Source organism: Stenotrophomonas sp. SRS1 (assembly GCF_026130205.1).
Taxonomy (GTDB): Bacteria; Pseudomonadota; Gammaproteobacteria; order Xanthomonadales; family Xanthomonadaceae; genus Stenotrophomonas; species Stenotrophomonas rhizophila_B.
In genome coordinates this window covers 242,543-260,994 of sequence record NZ_JAINFD010000005.1, presented here as the reverse complement: position 1 = coordinate 260,994, position 18,452 = coordinate 242,543, and the positions used below count along the sequence as shown (strand labels likewise).

Genomic DNA, 18,452 nt, shown 5'->3' with positions numbered 1-18,452 from the left:
CCAGGGTTCGTGGGCCGGAATCAGCCGAAGCGGCCGGTGATGTAGTCTTCGGTCTGCTGCTTGTTGGGCTGCGAGAAGATCACTTCGGTGCGGTCGTGTTCGATCAGGTCACCCAGATACATGAAGGCGGTGTAATCGGACACGCGCGCGGCCTGCTGCATGTTGTGGGTCACGATCACGATGGTGTAATCGTGCTTGAGCTCTTCCACCAGCTGCTCGATGCGGCTGGTGGAGATCGGGTCCAGCGCCGAGGTCGGCTCGTCGAGCAGCAGCACGTCCGGGCGCAGGGCCACGGCGCGGGCGATGCACAGACGCTGCTGCTGGCCACCGGACAGGCCCAGCGCGCTCTGGTTGAGCTTGTCCTTCACCTCGTCCCACAGCGCGCCCTGGCGCAGGGCCTGTTCGACGCGATCGGTCATCTCCGACTTGGAGAGCTTCTCGTGGTGGCGGATGCCGTAGGCCACGTTCTCGAAGATGGTCATCGGGAACGGCACCGGCTTCTGGAACACCATGCCGACCTTGCTGCGCAGGCGGTTCATCGGGTACTTCGGCGAGAGGATGTTCTCCCCGTCCAGCATCACTTCACCACGCGCTTCCAGCTTGGGGTACAGCGCGTAGATGCGGTTGAAGATGCGCAGCAGGGTGGACTTGCCGCAGCCGGAGGGACCGATCAGCGCGGTGACGCGCTTTTCCGGAATCTCCAGGTCGATGCCCTTCAACGCGTGGAACTTGTCGTAGTAGAAATCCAGCCCACGTGCGGCCAGCTTGATCGGCGCCGGGGTGTTCAGGCTTTCATGCGAAGCCGGGACCACGATGCGCTGCATCGGCACGGCGTTGGAGAGATCGTTCATGGCGATGTCCGTGGAAAGGTCAGTCATGGGAGATACGGTTGCGCAGCAGGATGCCGCGCGCGGAAAGGCTGACCAGCAGCACGAACACGGTCAGCACCAGCGCGCCGGCCCAGGCCAGCACCTGCCAGGATTCGTACGGGCTGCCTGCGAACTGGTTCATCACCACCGGCACCGAGGCCATCGGCTGGAACACGTTGCTGTTCCAGTACTGGTTGCCGAAGGCGGTGAACAGCAGCGGGGCGGTTTCACCGGAGATGCGGGCCAGCGCCAGCAGGATGCCGGTCACGATGCCGGCGGCGGCGCTGCGGTACAGCACCTGCACCGTCACCTTCCACTGCGGGATGCCCAGCGACAGCGCCGCTTCGCGCATCTGCGAAGGCACCAGGCGCAGCATTTCATCGGTGGTACGCACCACCACCGGCAGCACGATGAAGGCCAGCGAGAGCGCGCCGGCGAAGGCCGAGAACTGGCCACCGGTCTGCATCACGTACAGGGTGTAGACGAACAGGCCCAGCACGATCGACGGCGCCGAGAGCAGGATGTCGTTGACGAAGCGGACCACCGTGCCGGTCTTGCGGAAGTTGCCGTACTCGGCCAGCCAGGTGCCGGCCAGCACGCCGAGCGGCGTCCCGATGGCGATGGCCAGGCCGCACATCACTGCGCTGCCGAAGAAGGCATTGGCCAGGCCACCGTCCTGCATCGGCGGTGGCGTCATCTTGGTGAACAGATCCAGATTGATGCCGGCCAGGCCCTTGGAGGCCAGCGTCCACAGGATCCAGCCGAGGAAGAACAGGCCGAACAGCGCGGTCAGGCAGGACATCAGCAACGCGACCACATTGACGATGCGGCGGCGCAGGTACAGCGGTTGGGCGTTGGCGGTGGACATCAGTTGCCCTCCTTGCGGGCCAGGCGCATCAGCATCAGGCGGGCGATCGCCAGCACCACGAAGGTCACCAGGAACAAGACGAAGCCGAGCAGCAGCAGCGCCGAGCGGTAGGTCTCGGTGGCTTCGCCGAAATCGTTGGCGATCAGGGCGGCAATGGTGGTGCCCGGTTCAAGCAGCGACGGCGACAGGCGCACGCTGTTGCCGATCACGAAGGCCACCGCCATGGTTTCACCCAGGGCACGGCCGAGGCCGAGGAAGATGCCGCCGATCACCGCCGAGCGGGTGTAGGGCAGCACGATGTCCCAGCTCACTTCCCACTTGGTGGAACCCAGCGCATACGCCGATTCCTTCAGGCGGGTCGGCACGGTCAGGAACACTTCGCGCATCACCGAGGAGATGAAGGGGATGACCATGATCGCCAGCACGAAGCCGGCGGTGAGCACACCGATGCCCAGCGGTGGACCTTGGAACAGCGGGCCGATGATCGGCATCGTACCCAGGTGATCATTGAGGAACGGAGTGACGTACTCGGTCATCACCGGGACCAGCACGAACAGGCCCCACATGCCGTAGATGATCGAGGGGATACCGGCCAGCAGTTCGATGGCGGTACCGACCGGGCCACGCAGCCAGCGCGGGGCGACCTCGGTCAGGAAGAAGGCGATACCGAAGCTTACCGGCACCGCGATGACCATCGCGATCAGGGCCGTGACCAGGGTGCCGTAGATCGGTGCGAGTGCACCGAACTTGTTCTCGACCGGATTCCATTCGGAGGAGTAGAAGAAGCTCAGGCCCTGCTCCTGCAGGGCATGGCGGCCGCCCCACAGCATCGAGAGCGCGGCGCAGGCCAGGGCGACCAGCACCAGGATGACGGTGGCGATCAGGACCCAGCGGAACAGTTTGTCGTTGCGGGCATCACGCAGGTCGCGGAGGGACGGTGCGGGAACAGGCTGGGCGATGGCATTCATGGCTGAGGCGGGGCCCGAGTGGTGGTTCGGCAGGGTGGTGCGGCGAGGAAAGCGGGCCTGCGCTGTGCACAGGCCCGCTGTCTGGCTTACTTGAACTCGCTGGTCCAGTAGGCTTCGATCTGGGTGACCAGCTCGGCCGGCAGCGGCACGTAGTGCAGTTCGTTGGCCTGGGCCTGGCCCTTCTCGAAGGCCCACTTGAAGAACGCCAGGGTGTCCTTGCTGCGCTGCGCATCCTTGGGCTGCTTGTGCATCAGCATGAAGTTGGTGGCAGTGATCGGCCATGCCTGGTCGCCCGGGGCATTGGTGATGACCAGGTTGAAGTCCTTGGCGCTGGCCCAGTCGGCGCTGGCGGCTGCCGCGGCGAAGGTTTCCGCGCTCGGCTGCACCCAGTTGCCGGCGGCGTTCTGCATCGAGGCGTACGGCATGCCGTTCTGCAGCGCGTAGGCCAATTCGACGTAGCCGATCGAGCCCTTGATCTGCTTCACGTACGACGCCACGCCTTCATTGCCCTTGCCACCCACGCCGTCCGGCCACTGCACCGAGGTGCCTTCGCCGACCTTGCTCTTCCAGTCCGGGCTGACCTTGGACAGGTAGTTGGAGAAGTTGAAGGTGGTGCCCGAGCCGTCCGAACGGTGGACCAGGGTGATCTTGCCGTCCGGCAGTTTGACGTCCGGATTGGCGGCGACGATGGCCGGGTCGTTCCAGGTCTTGACCTTGCCCAGGAAGATATCGGCCAGCAGCGCGCCACTCAGGCGCAGCTTGCCGGCTTCCAGGCCGTCGATGTTGACCACCGGCACCACGCCGCCGATCGCCGACGGGAACTGGCCGAGGCCGGCCTGGGCCAGCTCTTCGCTGCTCAGCGGCTTGTCCGAGGAACCGAAATCAACCGTGCCGGCCTTGATCTGGGCGATGCCGCCACCCGAACCGATCGACTGGTAGTTGATCTTGGCGCCGGTGGCGGTGTTGTAGTCGGCCGACCACTTGGACACCAGCGGGAAGATGAAGGACGCACCGGCGCCGGAAATCTCGGCGGTCAGGCGATCGCCAGCGGCCGGAGCAGCGGCAGGCGCGTCGGTGGCCGGCGCGGCGGCCTGGCCTTCAGCGCCCGGCTTGCAGGCGGAAAGACCCAGCGCGATGGCCAGGGAAAGGGCGGCGATGCTGGCCGTGTGCAGTTTCATGCGTCACTCCATAGCGGGATAAGGGCCGGTCTTTCCGGCGACGCGACTATGAAATGATGTTTTTGTTACAGCTTGATGACGCCGTGACCGAGCGCACGCAAAGCCTTGCGGCACAAGGGCCGGGCATTCTGCGGCAGGCAACAAAAAGGCGCGGAACCTTGCGGTCCGCGCCCGATGGCGCCGGAAGGGGGAGAGAGGTCCCTCCGGCGCCATTGCCTCGTTGTGCGTACCGACCAGGGGTCGGTACCTACCGCCAGCTCACCACCGTGGGTGGTGGCTTCCTCAATACTTCAGGTTCTGCGACCAGTAGGTCTCGATCTGCTTGACCAGGGTGTCCGGCAGCGGAACGTAGTCGAGCTGCTTGGCCTGCGCATCACCGCTCTTGTAGATCCAGCGGAAGAATTCCTGGGTGGCCTTGGCGTTGGCGACGTTCTTGGGCTGCTTGCGGACCAGGATGAAGTTGGTGGCAGTGATCGGCCACGCATCGGCGCCCGGGGCGTTGGTCATGACCAGGTAGAAGTCCTTGGAGCTGGCCCAGTCGGCGCTGGCCGCAGCGGCAGCGAACGAGGTGTCGCTCGGCAGCACGATCTTGCCCGAGGCGTTCTTCATCGCGGCGTAGGACATCTTGTTCTGCAGCGCGTAGGACAGTTCGACGTAGCCGATGCCGCCCTTGATCTGCTTCACGTAGGCGGCAACGCCTTCGTTGCCCTTGCCGCCGATGCCGACCGGCCACTGCACCGAGGTGCCTTCACCGACCTTGGTCTTCCACTCCGGGTTGACCTTGGAGAGGTAGTTGACGAAGTTGAAGGTGGTGCCCGAACCGTCCGAGCGGTGCACGACGGTGATCTTGCCGTCGGGCAGCTTCACGCCCGGGTTCAGCGCGGCGATCGCCGGGTCGTTCCAGGTCTTGATCTTGCCCAGGAAGATGTTGCCCAGGGTCGGGCCGTCGAGCTTCAGCGCGCCCGGGGCGATGCCGGCCACGTTGATCACCGGGACCACGCCGCCGATGACCGACGGGAACTGGGCCAGGCCGGCCGCAGCCAGCTCTTCGGGCTTCAGCGGGGCATCGGAGGAGCCGAAATCAACGGTCGCGGCCTTGATCTGGGCGATACCACCACCGGAACCGATGGACTGGTAGTTGACCTTCTTGCCGGTCGCGGTGCTGTAGTCGGCCGACCACTTGGACATGACCGGGTAGATGAACGAGGCGCCCGCGCCGGTCACATCGGCGGCGTTGGCGGCGAACACGGACGACGCGGCGAGGACGGCAACAGCGGCGCGCGACTTGAAGGCGTGGATCACGGGGTGGCTCCTGGGATGGATGAAGGTGCGGGGTGTCCCGCCCGGTGCTCATTCCATAACGGTTCGATGACAGCGCAGCGACTGTCATATGACCACCTCGTGACACGCCTTCTGGAGGCGATGTCACAACGGCTGCAGCGCCTCCGGGACCGCGTAGCGGCGGCCGTCGAAGCGCAGCACACGGCGCTCGCCGTCCACCGGCGTGTCCTGGTCCCGGCAGGTGTCGCCGTCCATCCAGCTGTGTGTGCTGACCCGCCGCTCGCGCAGGATGAGGTCGGCCAAGCCGTGTTTGCCTTTGGGTCCAACGGCCACGGTGCGCGTGACGTCGGTGGAGTCGCCGGCGCAGCGGGTGTCCCACTCGGCCTGGAAACGCCGCAGCACCATCGGTGGGCCGAGCGTGCGCAGCGTGTCTGCCTGCACCGCCAGCAGATGCAACTGTTCTTCGCTGAACGGATTGGGCCCGGAGCCATTGCGCCGTTGCACACGCAGGCCGAAGGCAAGGGTGTCCGGCGCAAGCTGGTAGCGCGCGGTATCCAGGTGCATGCCATCGAAGAAGATCGCATCGCTGTCGAGTGCGCCGGGCAACACCGTCCATGCGCGCGTGGCGAGGGTGTCGGTATCGATCACCAGCACCTCCACGTCGCCATCGCGGGCGTCGTTGTCGCCGCCGTCGCGCCAGACCGGCGTGGCCACCAAGGTCAGCTCGGGGCGTGCCGGCCATCGACGGCAGACGCTGGCGGCAGTGTCGCGGGTGTAGCCGAGGCGATCGGGCAGCGCATTGTCCGCCCGCACCACGTAGGCCTCCTCAGCGGCCGACTGGGCGTCATGGCAGTCCTGCGCCTGGGCGGGCAGGGCGGCGGCACTGCACGCGGCGGCCAGCAACAGCGGGAGGGCGATACGCATCGGGTTCCATCCATGGGGCAATGGGCGCACAGCATACCGGTGCGGGGTCACGAAAAAAGGCGCAGCCGAAGCTGCGCCTTTGTGTGTCACGCGAGTTGCAGGGCTTACCAGAAGAACTGCAGGCGCGCCTCGAGGATGTTCGGGTCGTCATTGACGAACGTACGGGCGGTGGAGCTGTACTTCTTGCTGTCCACCATCACGTAGTTCAGCGCGAACTTGGTGTTGGAGCGCCAGTAGTAGTTCACGCCCACGGTCCAGATGTCCATCTTGCCGCCCAGCACGCCATCGACGATCGGCGGGCGACCGGCCACCGGGTTCGCCGACAGGTTGCCGTCGTTGAGGTCCATGTGGTCGTAACGCGCACCCAGCTGCCACATGCCGCGGCCCGGCTCGTCCGGCAGGCCGGTGGTCGGGGTGCCGCCCTTGTAGCCCCAGGTCTCGCCGCTGATGTTCCACAGGCCGCTGACGTAGTAACCGTCGCTGCTGTAGTTGTCATGCGAGTAACGCTTGGCCTTGCTGGTGTAGTACTCGGCCTGGGCCTTGAACGGGCCGCCGATGTACATCGCTTCGGCGCCGATCGTGCTGACGCGGTCGGTATCGACCAGGTTGCCGCTGTCGACCAGGCGCACGGTGGCCAGATCCGCATTCGGGCGGGCACGCACGCGCAGGGTGTCGGCGTCCGTATCGTAGTCGACGTAGCTCAGGCCGAAGTGCAGGACCTGGCCCTTCTCATTGATCGGGGCCCAGGTGCCACGCGCGCCGTAGCCGCTGCCGTGGGCGAGGTTGCGGGTCAGTTCGCGGCCGAAGGCGCTGGCGGTGACGGACCAGTTGTTGTCACCGATGCTGTAGGCGCCACCGAGGCGGCGCGCCACGGCGTAGGTGTTGGTGACCGCGGCCTTGGAGATGAAGTCGTTGTTCTTGGTGCTGGACAGTTCTTCCAGGCTGTTGGGCTGCTTGAACTGGCCGAACTGCACGAAGTGGTTGGCATTGCCGGACAGCTTGTACTTCAGGTTGGTGTCCAGGAACTTGTCGGCCTTGGCGTCATAGCCCACCACCCATTCCACGTTGCCCGGGCCCTTGCCCTTGAGCACCAGCTCGGCACGGCGCAGCTCGAATTCGCTGTTCTTGCCATTTGCCGCATCGCCGCCGTTGAGGTCGGCCACATCGTTGTCGAACCAGTTGCCGTCAGCCTGGACCAGGCCTTCGAACGTGATTTCCGAACCGCCGATCACATCGATGGCCACTTCAGCGTGAGCGGCCGGAACGAACAGCGCAGCCGCCACGGCCGCAGTAAGGAGTTGGCGATGCAGTTTCATGGAAGGAGCCTTGCAGGCAGGTGGGAAGATGCTGCGCAGGCTAATTAGTGAAGATTGCGTAAATGTGACAGTTTCGGACAAACCGTCATCGCCCGTATCCCAAGCGGCGTCAGGGGCTGCTATTGATGCCCGGCGCAGATGACCGCCGGGTTGCGTCCATATGGCAGTCGCGCCCCCCGTTCAGGCGGCGGTCTTTTCCTTGAAACGGCACAGGTCGCGGATGACGCATTGCGGGCAGTCCGGCTTGCGTGCCTTGCACACGTAACGGCCATGCAGGATCAGCCAGTGATGCGCGTCGAGCAGGAACTCGGCCGGGATCACCTTGATCAGCAGATCTTCCACCGCACGCACGTCCTTGCCGGGCGCCAGGCCGGTGCGGTTGGAGACGCGGAAGATGTGGGTATCCACCGCCATCACCGGTTCACCGAACGCGGTGTTGAGCACGACATTGGCAGTCTTGCGACCGACACCGGGCAGCGCCTCGAGCGCGGCGCGATCGGGCGGCACTTCGCCGCCGTGCTGTTCCACCAACATCGCGCAGGCCGCAATCACGTTCTTCGCTTTCGCGTTGTAAAGACCGATGGTGGCGATGTACTTCTTCAAGCCGTCCTCACCCAGCGCAAGGATCGCCTGCGGGGTATTGGCGACCGGGAACAGTTTGCGCGTGGCCTTGTTGACGCCGACATCCGTGGCCTGCGCGGACAGCGTGACCGCCACCAGCAGCTCGAACGGCGAGCTGTACTCCAGTTCGGTCCTGGGGTGCGGGTTGAGTTCGCGCAGGCGCGTGAACATTTCGATCACGTCGGCATTGGGCATGCGCGCGGTGCGTGCGGCCGGTTTCTTCATCGTAGCCATCAGGACGTGCGGCCCGCAGCCTTGGCCTTGGCGCGCGCGAGGATCGCGGCAGCGGCCGAGGGCAGGGCGGGTTTCTGGATCTCGGGTGTGGGGGGCGGTGCGCGGCGTGCATCGCGCTCGGCGGCGCGGCGCGCGAGCCGCTGCTGGCGCTGGCGGTAGCGCTCGCGTGCGGCCCAGGCGCGTTGCAATTGCTGCTGTGCGTGCTGCAGCCGCTGGGGAAGATCGGGATGATCGGGGCGCAGCGCTTCGTCGCCCGGCTGCGGGACGTAGTCCATCAACCCGGCGGCCAGCGCGGCATCCCATTGATCGTCGAGGATGAGTGCCAGCAGCTGCGCCGGCGAAACGGTATCGGAAGGCGACATGGCTCAGTGGTTCTGGAACACCGGCGGCCGGCGCGCCAGGAACGCGCTGGTGCCTTCGCGCATGTCCTCGGTGGCGAACATCAGCCCGAACTGCACGCTCTCGTACTCCAGCCCCTCGCCGAGCGAACACTCGCCGCCGATATGGATCGCATCGAGGATGCCGCGCAGCGCGAGAGGCGCGGCCGAGGCCAATTGCGACGCCAGTGCCTGGACGCGGGCATCCAGCTCCGCAGCCGGGACCACCTCATTGACGATGCCCAGCTGCGCGGCACGCGCGGCGGTGATCGGGGTGCCCAGCAGGCACAGCTCCAGCGCAGCGGCGCGGCCGCACAGGCGCAGCAGCCGCTGGCTGCCACCGAAGCCGGGCATCAGGCCCAGATGGATCTCCGGTTGCCCCACCTTGGCGGTCTCGGAGGCCACCCGCAGGTGGCAGGCCATGGCCAGCTCCAGCCCGCCGCCCAGCGCAAATCCGTTGATCTTGCCGATCACCGGCTTGGGCATGCGCTCGATGCGGCGCATCAAGCGCTGGCCCAGCAACGAGAAATCACGACCCTGAACCGCGCTCAGACCGTTCATTTCGGCGATGTCCGCCCCGGCCACGAAGGCCTTGGGACCGGCACCGGTCAGCACAACCACGCGCACGACCGGGTCGGCGGCTGCCTCGGAGAACGCGGTATCAAGGGCTTCCAGGGTCGCCCGGTTCAGGGCGTTGAGTTTGTCCGGGCGGTTGACCGTCACGGTGCGCACGGCAGCATCGTCCATAATCGAGATAAGGGCGTCGGCCACGGCAGGACTCCTGAAAACGTTAAAAAAAAGTGATTGTTGAACTCTTGAAACGAAGTCAGGTCAGAGCCTGCGTCGTTAGTGGCGGTTCAACGTTGCGGCGGCTATCCTAACCCGTCGCCTCAGGGCGGCCCAACGCGTCCTGAGTTACCACCCCTGGAGAAAAGTTTGATGAAGTTGCGTTCTATCGCGGTCGCCGTCGCGGCCCTGGCCCTGACGGGCAATGCCTTCGCCCAGGACACCTCGTCCGAAAAGGGCAAGCTGAGCTATTACTTCGGTTACGACTACGGTAACAACCTGGCTGAACTCACCGCACGCGGCGAGCAGCTGGACATCAACTCGGTGGTGAAGGGCCTGCAGGATGCCTACGCCAAGAAGCAGCCGTCGATCACGGCCGAGCAGTTGAAGCCCGCCGTCGAAGCCTTCCAGAAGCGTGAGCAGGGTCGTGCGCAGGCCGCCAAGGCTGAGTACGACAAGGCTGCCGCCGAAAACAAGACCAAGAGCACCCAGTTCCTGGCCGCCAACAAGGCCAAGGCCGGCGTGCAGTCGCTTCCGAGCGGCGTGCAGTACCGCGTGATCGAAGCCGGCAAGGGCGCCAAGCCGACCCAGGCCAGCACCGTGCAGCTGGAAGTGGCCGGTCCGTACCCGTTCGGCACCCGTCCGGCCGAAGCACGTCCGGCCCAGCAGATCCCGGGCATCAAGGTCAGCGAAGTCGAAATGAAGGCCATGCGTGAAGCCCTGCTGCAGATGCCGGCGGGTTCCAAGTGGGAAGTGACGCTGCCGCCGGATCAGGCCTATGGTGCCGATCCGCGCACGCCGTTCCCGCCGAACGTCGCGGTGCAGTTCGAAATCAAGCTCGTCAGCGTCAAGTAATTTCTGCAAGATCAAGAACGCGCCGGTGGAAACACCGGCGCGTTTTTTGTTTCCGTGCAATCGCGGTACTGTTGACCGGTGCAATCGATGGAACACTCCCCGCATGCCGTGCCCACTCCCTGCATCGGAATCTGCGCGCTGGACCGCGCCGGCGTCTGCACGGGTTGCCTGCGCACCGTGGATGAAATCACCCGCTGGCGAACCATGAGCCGACCCGAACAACATCACGTCATGCAGCACACGCTGCCCCTGCGCGAACAACTGCGGCAATCGCTGCGCGGCTCGCTGGCCGAACACGAGCGCCTGCTGCGCGCGCTGCATCCGCTGGACCAGCCGCCGCCCGGTGATGGTTGGAACCGCAGCGAACTGATCGATCTGTTGCCACCCGGTCCGCCGGTTGAAGCGGCCGTGCTGGCCGGCATCATTCCGCGCGAGGGCGGCGCCCAGGTGCTGCTGACCCGGCGCACCGACACGTTGCGCCATCACGGTGGGCAGGTCGGTTTTCCCGGTGGCCGCAGGGAGCCGGAGGACCGCGATGCCGTCGCGGCCGCGATCCGCGAGAGCGATGAGGAAATCGCACTCAAACCGGACCAGGTGCAGGTGCTCGGGTATCTGGATCCGTTCGTGACGATTACCGGTTATCGGGTCATGCCGGTGGTGGCTGTGATCGATCCCGCCTTCGTGGCCGTGCCCGAGCCGGGCGAGGTCGCGGAAGTGTTCGAAGTGCCATTGTCCTACCTGATGGATCCGGCCAACCTGCACCATGTCGAGATCGACCACCGCGGTCGCATCCGCCACGTGCTCGAATACGGCTGGCCCGGGCAGCGGATCTGGGGCGCGACCGCCGCCATTCTCTACAACCTGCGTCGCCGCCTGGAGCAGACCGCATGACCACGCCGTTGATCGATGTCACCACCCTCGCACGGGCGCTGGACGACGGCGCGACGCGCCTCATGGATGCACGTGCGACGGCCAGTGCCGCCCCCACGCTACGGGTGGTGGATGCGCGCTTCTCGTTGGCCGATCCGCAGTCCGGTGCGGCGTTGTATGCACAGGGCCATCTGCCCGGCGCGCTGTACGCCGATCTCAACCGGGATCTGTCCGATCTTGGCCGTACCGGGCATGGCCGTCACCCGCTGCCGGACAGCGATGCGTTCGCCGCGCGCGTGGGCGCGTGGGGCATCGGGCCGCAGACCGAGGTCGTGGTCTATGACGCCGGCGACGGCAGCATGGCGGCCGCGCGGCTGTGGTGGCTGCTGCGCCTGATCGGGCATGCACGGGTACGCGTTCTCGATGGCGGATTTGCAGCGTGGCAGGCAGCGGGTCTGCCAGTCACCGCAGCGCTGCCGCAGGTGACGCCGTTGCCGCCGTACCCGGGGCAGTTCGACCGGAGCCAGATCGCCTCGGTGGAGGAGGTGCAGGCGCGTCTCAAGCACGCGCCGGGCTGGTTGATCGATGCGCGGGCGGGCGAACGTTTCCGGGGCGAAGTGGAACCCTTGGATCCGGTCGCCGGCCACGTGCCCGGCGCGGTGAATCGTCCGTTCGCGTTGAACGTGCATGAGGGACGGTTGCGCCCTGCGGAGGATCTGCGCGCCGCGCTGCAGCCGCTGATCGGCACGCACGCACCGGACGAGGTCGTGCTGATGTGCGGATCGGGCGTGACCGCCTGCCATCTACTGCTGGCAATGGAAGCCGCCGGGCTGGAAGGGGCACGGATCTATGCGGACTCGTGGAGTGGCTGGGTCAGCGACGCTTCGCGTCCTGTCGCAACCGGCTGATCATCACCCACGCAGTTCCTGCAGCGGCACCGCCGCCAGCACGCGTGGCCACGGGAACATCGGACCCGGATCGCGCTTGCGCGGCACCCGCCGCTCCGGATCATCGCTGGCCACTTCCTCGCGCGTATCCAGCCACTCATGCCCGGCGATATGTGCCAACGCGGGCAGCGTCCCGCACAGGTGTTGCAGCAGGTCGATCAGCGCCGCGATCTGCGCATCCGGGTAGGGCTCGTCCATGGCCTGGTGGCGGGAATCCCACCAGTGTGGGTAGCGCCCGGTGTTGACCAGTTCGATCCCGATCGAGCGCGGGTTATAGCCACTGACCTGATGCGCGACGCGGTCCAGGGACACGTACTGGACGATGCGCCCATCGCGGTCGATGTAGTAGTGCCCGCTGTTGCCGGTGCCGCTGTCATACAGCACGCGCTCGCCGTACTCGCGTGCCATCGCCAGGTCCGGCAGTTCGGTGCAGTGGATGACCACCAGATCGATCTCGTCGTGCGTGCGGGGCAGCAGCCTGTCCTGGTAGGGCAGGGGCTGTGCATCGATGGCGGGCGGGGCGCGGTCGGGCATGCGGCGATGCTAGCATTTGGGCATGAACGCTCCTATCGATTCCCGCGTGGTATGCGCATGAGCCGCGGCCACTGCATCCTCTCCCATGGCTTTGAAAGCGGCCCGGACGCCATCAAGGTGACCGCCCTGGCCGAAGTGGCCGAGCGCCTGGGCTGGACCCACGAGCGCCCGGATTACACCGACCTGGACGCCCAGCGCGAGGTCAGCAGTCTGGGCGATGTCCGTGCCCGCCTGCAGCGCCTGGTCACCCTGGCCACTGCCCGTGCCGCGCAGGGCCCGGTGGTGCTGGCCGGTTCCAGCCTGGGCGCGTACATCTCGGCCATCGCCTCGCTGCAGGTGCCGGTCCAGGGCCTGTTCCTGATGGTGCCGCCGACCCGGATGGGGCCGATGCCGGCGCTGGATGCCGCCCGCGTGCCGACCAGCGTGGTCCACGCCTGGCACGACGAGCTGATCCCGCCGGCCGAGGTGATCGCCTGGGCCCAGGCCCGCTCGGCCCGCCTGCTGATGGTGGACGACGGGCACCGCCTGACCGATCACGTCGAGGCCTCGAGCCGGGCCTTCGAGGAACTGCTGGCCTCGCTGTAACCGGGCGTTCCAGCCCACCTCACGTACAATGGCCCCCCGGACCCCGTGCCCGGCTGCTTGCCGTGCCCGTGGGCACCCCCTCTCCGCTGACCTGCGATACCGATTCCGTGAAATTCTTTGTTTCCTGCGCCAAGGGCCTGGAGTATCTGCTCGCCGACGAACTGTTGGCGCTCGGCCTGGACAAGGCCACCGCCACCATTTCCGGCGTCAACGCCGAGGGCGAGCTGGCGCAGGCGCAGCGCGTGGTGCTGTGGTCGCGCCTGGCCAGCCGGGTGCTGTGGCCGCTGGCCGAGTTCGAGTGCCCGGACGAGGGATCGCTCTACCAGGGCGTCTCGGCGATGGCGTGGGAGCAGCACATCAGCCCCGAGCTGACCCTCTCGGTGGACGCGCATGTGTCCGGTACCGAGATCACGCACGCGCGCTTCGCCGCGCAGCGGGTCAAGGACGGCGTGGTCGACAGCCTGCGCGCGCAGGGCCTGGAGCGGCCGTCGGTGAACGTGGAGTTCCCGGACGTGCGCATCAATCTGTCGCTGCGCAAGGGCCGGGCCACGATCTCGATCGATCTCGGCGGTGGCCCGATGCACCGCCGCGGCTGGCGCATGGCGCAGAACGAAGCGCCGCTGAAGGAAAACCTGGCCGCTGCCGTGCTGCTGCGCGCCAACTGGCCGAAGATCCACAGTGAAGGCGGTGGCCTGCTCGACCCGATGTGCGGCAGCGGCACGTTGCTGATCGAAGGTGCGCTGATGGCCGCCGACGTCGCCCCGGGCCTGCAGCGCCACGGCAGCATCCCGCCGAGCCGCTGGTTGGGCTTTGACCGCGAGAGCTGGAACACCCTGATGGCCGAAGCGCGCACGCGCGAAGAAGCCGGCCGTGGTGCGCTCAAGCAGGTCATCCACGGCAGCGATATCGACCCGCATGCGATCCGCGCGGCCAAGGAAAATGCCGAGACCGCCGGCGTCTCGCATGCGATCTGGTTCGGCGTGCGCGACGTGGCCGATGTGCAGGTGCCGCTGCAGGAAACCGGGTGCGTGGTCTGCAACCCGCCTTACGATGAGCGTCTGGCCGCCGATGCCCTGCTGTACCGCCGCCTCGGCGACGCGCTCAAGCGTGCGGTGCCGCAGTGGCGTGCCAGCCTGCTGTGCGGCAGCGCCGACCTGGCCTTCGCCACCGGCCTGCGCGCCAACAAGAAGTACCAGCTGTTCAACGGTGCCATCGAGTGCGCGCTGATCGTCTGCGACCCGATCGCGGTGCCGCAGCGCGAGAACACCGGCCAGCCGCGCGAGCTCAGCGAAGGCGCGCAGATGGTGGCCAACCGCCTGCGCAAGAACATCAAGAAGTTCAAGACGTGGCGGACGCGCGAAAGCATCACCTGCTACCGCGTTTACGATGCCGATCTGCCCGAGTACGCGGCGGCCATCGATGTCTATGAAGAAGACGGCGGTGCCCGCCGCACGTTCCTGCATGTGCAGGAATACGCAGCCCCGGCGACCATTCCGGATGTGGATGTGCGTCGCCGCCGCAACGAGTTGCTCTCTGCCGCGCGCGAGGTCTTCCAGGTGCCGGCCGAGCAGGTCGCGCTGAAGTCGCGCGAGCGTGGCAAGGGCGGCAGCAAGTACGGTCGTTTCGAGCAGCGCGGCGAGTTCGTGCTGGTGCGCGAGAACGATGCGCTGCTGCGCGTGAACCTGTTCGATTATCTGGACACCGGCCTGTTCCTGGACCACCGTCCACTGCGCTGGCACATGGCGCAGGAAGCCCAGGGCAAGCGCTTCCTCAACCTGTTCTGCTACACCGGTGTCGCCTCGGTGCAGGCCGCCGTGGCCGGTGCCGCGACCACCACCAGCGTGGATCTATCCGGTACGTACCTGCAGTGGTGCGCCGACAATCTCGCGTTGAACGGCAAGGGCGGCAGCCAGCACCAGCTGATCCAGGCCGATGCGCTGGCGTGGCTGGAAGCCGAACGTCACCGCTTCGATGTGATCTTCTGCGATCCGCCGACGTTCTCCAACTCCGCCCGCGCCGATGACTTCGACATCCAGCGCGAACACGTGCGCCTGCTGCGTGCGGCCGTGGCCCGCTTGAGCCCGGAAGGCGTGCTGTATTTCTCCAACAACTTCCGCCGCTTCAAGCTGGACGACGAAGCGATCAAGGAATTCGCGGAGTGCAAGGAGATTTCGCCCGAGACCATCGGTGCGGACTTCGAACGCAACCCGCGCATCCACCGCGCATGGGAACTGCGCCGCTACGGCGCCTGACCAACCGGGGGCTGACATGGACGACAGCCAGCTCTACGCCGACGGACTGCTGCTGCGTCCGTTCGAGGATCCCGACGCCGCCTCCTTTGCGGCGGCGGTGCGTGAATCGGCCCAGGGCATGCGGCGCTGGATGCCGTGGAGCTCGGTCGACTACCGCGTCGAGCAGGCGCTGCAATGGTTCCAGGCCTGCCGGGACGGCTGGGCGGCAGGCACCGCCTGCGAGTACGGAATCTTCGACCAGGACACGGCCGCCTTCGTCGGCGGCGCGGGACTGAACAAGATCCAGTACGACCCCCGGTTCTGCAACCTGGGCTACTGGGTGCGGCAGTCATGCCGTGGCCAGGGCGTGGCGCCCCGCGTCGTGCAGGCGCTGGCCGTCCAGGCATTCGGGCCGCTGGGCCTGCATCGGGTAGAGATCGTCGTGGCCGTGGGCAACCTCGCCAGCGAACGGGTGGCGGTGAAGGCCGGCGCCCTGCGCGAGGGCGTGGCGCGAAACCGGCTGGTCATTGACGGGCGTCCTGTCGCCGCGCACATGTTTTCACTGGTGCCCTGATCGGTGATCGCGATGCGGCTGCGCACCTGAGGGTGCGGCGGGCGCACCGCAGGGAGTGATCTGAAGGCAGAGCCACGCCATGCGTGGCTGATCCCTTCAGCGCGTGACCAGCGCCACCGCCAGCCCCACCACCGGCAACGCCCACGCCAGCGGCGCGATCCAGCGCGGGCGGTACGGATACAGCCCAAACGCGATCAGCACCCCGCTGATCGTCAGCGCGCCCAGCCACAGCACCGGGCCGATCGCCCAGCCGTGGTCCAGCACGCACAGCGCGAACGCGACGGTCAGCAACGTCCACCCCACCCAGCGCCACACCCGCATGCGCGATGCGCTGGCGCCGGCTTTGCCGTGCAGGTCCAGCTGGTGCTTGTCCATGGCCAGCGACAACGCCGTGAAAGCCGAGAAGCTCAGCGTGATCGCGAGCAGCATCATGCCGTGGCCTCCGCCGCGGCCGCCTGCTGGCGACGCTTCTTTTCGGCCGCGCTCAGCGGTGGCTGCCAGCGCTGCATGCGATGACCGCAGTAGGCCAGCATCGCGCCGAACGCGAGCATGGTCAGATCGAACCCGGCCAGCACCCAGTCACCGGTGCGCAGGGTGACGCCCAGATGCGCATGCGTGGTGACTGCGTTGACCACGGGAATCAACGCAAACAGCACACCTCCCAGGTACAGCTGCCGGGTCCACATCATCCGCTTGGGCCAGAGGAAACCGGCCAGCAATGCGGCGGCCCATGCATAGAAGAACGCATTGACCTCGGCGTTGGCGCGCTCGGCCATCTGTACCGGCAGCAGACGATTGGCCAGGAAATAAGTGGCGAACGCGATCGGCAGGCCGGCCACTGCGCCGATGTTGAGCGCATCGACCAGGCGCAGGCCGAACCCGGTCTTGCCGGACTTGGCGTGCTTGGGCCGTTCCTTCACCGCCCACAGCACCACGCCGCTGGCGACCATCAGGCAGCCGATCAGGCCGGACAGGAAGAACAGCGCACGCAGGCCCCAATCGGCGAACCGCGCCAGGTGCAGGCCGTACATCACGCCGCGGGTCTGGGTGGCGCCGCCCGAGGCCGGGCTGGCTTCGATCAACTCGCCAGTCACCGCATTGAAGCGCAGCGACGGGGTGTCCACCGACAGGCGCTTTCCATCGCGCTGGGTGATATCCACGATCGCGTTCGCCGCGCCCGGGTGGTACAGGGTGAAGCCGGCCACATCCGCACCCTTCCATTCGGCGCGCGCGCTGTCGAGCAACTGCTGGATCGGCAGCGGCGTGGCGCGTCCTTCAGCCGGGGTCTCGACCTCGGCCAGGCGAGCGAAGGCCTCGCTGAAAAACGCCTCCTCATCCTTGGGATAGGCAACGCTCACGCCCCATGGCAGGTACATGAACATCAACGTGACGATGCCGGTATAGGTGATCATCGCGTGGTACGGCAGCGCCATCACCGCGCTGACGTTGTGGAAATCCAGCCATGACCGCAGGCCCTTCTCCGGGCGGAAGGTGAAGAAGTCCTTGAAGATCTTCTTGTGCGTGATCACGCCGGTGATGATCGCCACCAGCATGAACATCGCGCAGAAGCCGACCAGATAGCGCGCCCAGTACACCGGGATGTAGTGCAGGTCGAAATGCAGGCGGTAGAAGAAGTCACCACCGCGGGTTTCGCGCGCGGCGATTTCCTCGCCGGTGTTCGGATCGACGGTGGCATCGCCGAAGCGGCCACCGCCGCGCCGGCGGCGCTCGCCTTCCACCGGCGGCTTGACCATCGATTCGGGGTTGCGCCAGAACATGCGCATCGCCGGGTTGCGCGGGTCGGGCAGGGTGACGTTCCAGCTCTCGGCCTGCGGTGCCTTGTGCTGCAGGAAGGTCAGGGCGCGCTCGGCCGCCACGTCGGCGGTCACGCTGCTGCGCGGCAGCTCCGGGCGCATCCAGCGGCTGATTTCCTCGCGGTAATAGCTGGCCGTGCCGGCCATGAAAATCAGCAGCAGCAGCCAGCCCACCAGCAGGCCGGTCCAGGTGTGCAGCCAGGCCATCGACTGGCGGAATCCGTTCTTCATGCGGCCCCCTGCAGCAGCCGGGTGCCGATCCAGAACAGCGCGGTCGGGATCAGGATGCCGCCCCACGCGCGCAGCGCGGTACGGGTAGCGAACGCCCACAGCGCCGCGCAGGCGCACAGCACGATCGCCACCAGCATGCCGGTCAGCACCGCTTGCCCGCGCGCGATCGGCAGCGCGACCGCGAAGAACATCGAGCAGGTCGCGGCCAGCGCGTAGCCGCCGAAGATCGCGGCGAGCGAGCGTGACAGGACACCCAGCCAGGGGCGGGTGAAGAAGGAACCAAGACGGTTGAACCTGGCGCTGGCGTGCGGCGTGCTGTCCACGGAAACCTGCTGATCAATCGGGGAAACGGGCATCACCGGCCGCAGCCGGTGACGAGCAATAGTGGC

At 66.7% G+C, this 18,452-nt stretch carries 20 protein-coding genes; 6 read left to right on the top strand and 14 right to left on the bottom strand.

The window, feature by feature from the left end; translation table 11 throughout:
* Nucleotides 1-20: 20 nt before the first annotated feature.
* The 10 genes from pstB to K4043_RS18215 all read right to left on the bottom strand — a co-directional run bounded on the left by pstB (nt 21) and on the right by K4043_RS18215 (nt 9,407).
* Complete coding sequence (gene pstB, locus K4043_RS18260) at nt 21-851, bottom strand: phosphate ABC transporter ATP-binding protein PstB (protein WP_123728798.1); 831 nt, start codon at nt 849-851, stop codon at nt 21-23.
* Between the two features lie 19 nt (nt 852-870).
* Nucleotides 871-1,737, bottom strand: coding sequence for a phosphate ABC transporter permease PstA (gene pstA / locus K4043_RS18255; protein WP_121041559.1), 867 nt, complete (start codon nt 1,735-1,737; stop codon nt 871-873).
* Nucleotides 1,737-2,705 (bottom strand): phosphate ABC transporter permease subunit PstC, encoded by a 969-nt coding sequence (gene pstC, locus K4043_RS18250; protein WP_123728799.1) that lies wholly within the window; start codon nt 2,703-2,705, stop codon nt 1,737-1,739. Before pstC ends, pstA begins: the two co-directional genes overlap by 1 nt.
* A gap of 86 nt (nt 2,706-2,791) precedes the next feature.
* Nucleotides 2,792-3,883, bottom strand: a complete 1,092-nt coding sequence (gene pstS / locus K4043_RS18245; RefSeq protein ID WP_265310147.1) for a phosphate ABC transporter substrate-binding protein PstS — start codon at nt 3,881-3,883, stop codon at nt 2,792-2,794.
* Nucleotides 3,884-4,165: 282 nt separating this feature from the next.
* On the bottom strand, nt 4,166-5,185 hold the full coding sequence (pstS, locus tag K4043_RS18240) for a phosphate ABC transporter substrate-binding protein PstS (RefSeq protein ID WP_046272026.1): 1,020 nt from the start codon (nt 5,183-5,185) through the stop codon (nt 4,166-4,168).
* Nucleotides 5,186-5,308: 123 nt separating this feature from the next.
* The gene (locus K4043_RS18235) at nt 5,309-6,088 is read right to left on the bottom strand and encodes a hypothetical protein (RefSeq protein ID WP_265310146.1); all 780 of its coding nucleotides are present in this window, start codon (nt 6,086-6,088) and stop codon (nt 5,309-5,311) included.
* Between the two features lie 104 nt (nt 6,089-6,192).
* Nucleotides 6,193-7,404: an OprO/OprP family phosphate-selective porin gene (locus tag K4043_RS18230; RefSeq protein ID WP_123728801.1), complete on the bottom strand. Its 1,212-nt coding sequence runs from the start codon at nt 7,402-7,404 to the stop codon at nt 6,193-6,195.
* Between the two features lie 180 nt (nt 7,405-7,584).
* On the bottom strand, nt 7,585-8,259 hold the full coding sequence (gene nth, locus K4043_RS18225) for an endonuclease III (protein ID WP_265310145.1): 675 nt from the start codon (nt 8,257-8,259) through the stop codon (nt 7,585-7,587).
* Entirely contained in the window at nt 8,259-8,621 is a 363-nt protein-coding gene (locus K4043_RS18220) for a hypothetical protein (RefSeq protein WP_123728803.1), read from the bottom strand. The genes nth and K4043_RS18220 overlap by 1 nt, the downstream gene beginning before the upstream one ends.
* Before the next feature lie 3 nt (nt 8,622-8,624).
* On the bottom strand, nt 8,625-9,407 hold the full coding sequence (locus K4043_RS18215; protein ID WP_265310144.1) for an enoyl-CoA hydratase-related protein: 783 nt from the start codon (nt 9,405-9,407) through the stop codon (nt 8,625-8,627).
* Nucleotides 9,408-9,575: 168 nt separating this feature from the next.
* On the opposite strand from K4043_RS18215, the gene K4043_RS18210 reads away from it, so the two are divergent.
* The 3 genes from K4043_RS18210 (at nt 9,576) to K4043_RS18200 (ending at nt 12,055) form a co-directional block, all read left to right on the top strand.
* Nucleotides 9,576-10,277 (top strand): FKBP-type peptidyl-prolyl cis-trans isomerase, encoded by a 702-nt coding sequence (locus K4043_RS18210; protein ID WP_019185884.1) that lies wholly within the window; start codon nt 9,576-9,578, stop codon nt 10,275-10,277.
* 87 nt (nt 10,278-10,364) lie between these two features.
* Nucleotides 10,365-11,168: a CoA pyrophosphatase gene (locus K4043_RS18205; protein WP_123728805.1), complete on the top strand. Its 804-nt coding sequence runs from the start codon at nt 10,365-10,367 to the stop codon at nt 11,166-11,168.
* On the top strand, nt 11,165-12,055 hold the full coding sequence (locus K4043_RS18200; protein WP_265310143.1) for a sulfurtransferase: 891 nt from the start codon (nt 11,165-11,167) through the stop codon (nt 12,053-12,055). The genes K4043_RS18205 and K4043_RS18200 overlap by 4 nt, the downstream gene beginning before the upstream one ends.
* Before the next feature lie 3 nt (nt 12,056-12,058).
* Here the strand turns inward: K4043_RS18200 and K4043_RS18195 are convergent, their stop codons facing one another.
* On the bottom strand, nt 12,059-12,628 hold the full coding sequence (locus K4043_RS18195) for an N-acetylmuramoyl-L-alanine amidase (RefSeq protein ID WP_070426972.1): 570 nt from the start codon (nt 12,626-12,628) through the stop codon (nt 12,059-12,061).
* Nucleotides 12,629-12,685: 57 nt separating this feature from the next.
* Here K4043_RS18195 and K4043_RS18190 point away from each other — a divergent pair, with 57 nt between their 5' ends.
* The 3 genes from K4043_RS18190 to K4043_RS18180 all read left to right on the top strand — a co-directional run bounded on the left by K4043_RS18190 (nt 12,686) and on the right by K4043_RS18180 (nt 16,018).
* Nucleotides 12,686-13,213, top strand: coding sequence for a hypothetical protein (locus K4043_RS18190; protein WP_265310142.1), 528 nt, complete (start codon nt 12,686-12,688; stop codon nt 13,211-13,213).
* A 107-nt stretch (nt 13,214-13,320) separates the two neighbouring features.
* Complete coding sequence (gene rlmKL / locus K4043_RS18185) at nt 13,321-15,465, top strand: bifunctional 23S rRNA (guanine(2069)-N(7))-methyltransferase RlmK/23S rRNA (guanine(2445)-N(2))-methyltransferase RlmL (RefSeq protein ID WP_123729701.1); 2,145 nt, start codon at nt 13,321-13,323, stop codon at nt 15,463-15,465.
* 16 nt (nt 15,466-15,481) lie between these two features.
* Nucleotides 15,482-16,018: a GNAT family protein gene (locus K4043_RS18180; RefSeq protein ID WP_123728807.1), complete on the top strand. Its 537-nt coding sequence runs from the start codon at nt 15,482-15,484 to the stop codon at nt 16,016-16,018.
* Nucleotides 16,019-16,114: 96 nt separating this feature from the next.
* On the opposite strand, the gene K4043_RS18175 is transcribed toward K4043_RS18180, so the two are convergent.
* From K4043_RS18175 to K4043_RS18165, 3 genes are read right to left on the bottom strand one after another with little or no spacing between them, the layout of a single operon-like run.
* The gene (locus tag K4043_RS18175) at nt 16,115-16,450 is read right to left on the bottom strand and encodes a DUF3325 domain-containing protein (RefSeq protein WP_123728808.1); all 336 of its coding nucleotides are present in this window, start codon (nt 16,448-16,450) and stop codon (nt 16,115-16,117) included.
* On the bottom strand, nt 16,447-18,063 hold the full coding sequence (locus K4043_RS18170) for a PepSY-associated TM helix domain-containing protein (protein WP_265310141.1): 1,617 nt from the start codon (nt 18,061-18,063) through the stop codon (nt 16,447-16,449). The genes K4043_RS18175 and K4043_RS18170 overlap by 4 nt, the downstream gene beginning before the upstream one ends.
* Entirely contained in the window at nt 18,060-18,419 is a 360-nt protein-coding gene (locus K4043_RS18165) for a DUF3649 domain-containing protein (RefSeq protein ID WP_265310140.1), read from the bottom strand. The genes K4043_RS18170 and K4043_RS18165 overlap by 4 nt, the downstream gene beginning before the upstream one ends.
* Between the last annotated feature and the right edge of the window lie 33 nt (nt 18,420-18,452).

What these genes read in the sequence shown, in the direction of transcription:
- pstB (WP_123728798.1), bottom strand. Translation starts at nt 851, where the DNA reads ATGAACGATCTCTCCAACGCCGTGCCGATGCAGCGCATCGTGGTCCCG.
- pstA (WP_121041559.1), bottom strand. Translation starts at nt 1,737, where the DNA reads ATGTCCACCGCCAACGCCCAACCGCTGTACCTGCGCCGCCGCATCGTC.
- pstC (WP_123728799.1), bottom strand. Translation starts at nt 2,705, where the DNA reads ATGAATGCCATCGCCCAGCCTGTTCCCGCACCGTCCCTCCGCGACCTG.
- pstS (WP_265310147.1), bottom strand. Translation starts at nt 3,883, where the DNA reads ATGAAACTGCACACGGCCAGCATCGCCGCCCTTTCCCTGGCCATCGCG.
- K4043_RS18235 (WP_265310146.1), bottom strand. Translation starts at nt 6,088, where the DNA reads ATGCGTATCGCCCTCCCGCTGTTGCTGGCCGCCGCGTGCAGTGCCGCC.
- K4043_RS18230 (WP_123728801.1), bottom strand. Translation starts at nt 7,404, where the DNA reads ATGAAACTGCATCGCCAACTCCTTACTGCGGCCGTGGCGGCTGCGCTG.
- nth (WP_265310145.1), bottom strand. Translation starts at nt 8,259, where the DNA reads ATGGCTACGATGAAGAAACCGGCCGCACGCACCGCGCGCATGCCCAAT.
- K4043_RS18220 (WP_123728803.1), bottom strand. Translation starts at nt 8,621, where the DNA reads ATGTCGCCTTCCGATACCGTTTCGCCGGCGCAGCTGCTGGCACTCATC.
- K4043_RS18210 (WP_019185884.1), top strand. Translation starts at nt 9,576, where the DNA reads ATGAAGTTGCGTTCTATCGCGGTCGCCGTCGCGGCCCTGGCCCTGACG.
- K4043_RS18205 (WP_123728805.1), top strand. Translation starts at nt 10,365, where the DNA reads ATGGAACACTCCCCGCATGCCGTGCCCACTCCCTGCATCGGAATCTGC.
- K4043_RS18200 (WP_265310143.1), top strand. Translation starts at nt 11,165, where the DNA reads ATGACCACGCCGTTGATCGATGTCACCACCCTCGCACGGGCGCTGGAC.
- K4043_RS18195 (WP_070426972.1), bottom strand. Translation starts at nt 12,628, where the DNA reads ATGCCCGACCGCGCCCCGCCCGCCATCGATGCACAGCCCCTGCCCTAC.
- K4043_RS18190 (WP_265310142.1), top strand. Translation starts at nt 12,686, where the DNA reads ATGAGCCGCGGCCACTGCATCCTCTCCCATGGCTTTGAAAGCGGCCCG.
- K4043_RS18180 (WP_123728807.1), top strand. Translation starts at nt 15,482, where the DNA reads ATGGACGACAGCCAGCTCTACGCCGACGGACTGCTGCTGCGTCCGTTC.
- K4043_RS18175 (WP_123728808.1), bottom strand. Translation starts at nt 16,450, where the DNA reads ATGATGCTGCTCGCGATCACGCTGAGCTTCTCGGCTTTCACGGCGTTG.
- K4043_RS18170 (WP_265310141.1), bottom strand. Translation starts at nt 18,063, where the DNA reads ATGAAGAACGGATTCCGCCAGTCGATGGCCTGGCTGCACACCTGGACC.
- K4043_RS18165 (WP_265310140.1), bottom strand. Translation starts at nt 18,419, where the DNA reads ATGCCCGTTTCCCCGATTGATCAGCAGGTTTCCGTGGACAGCACGCCG.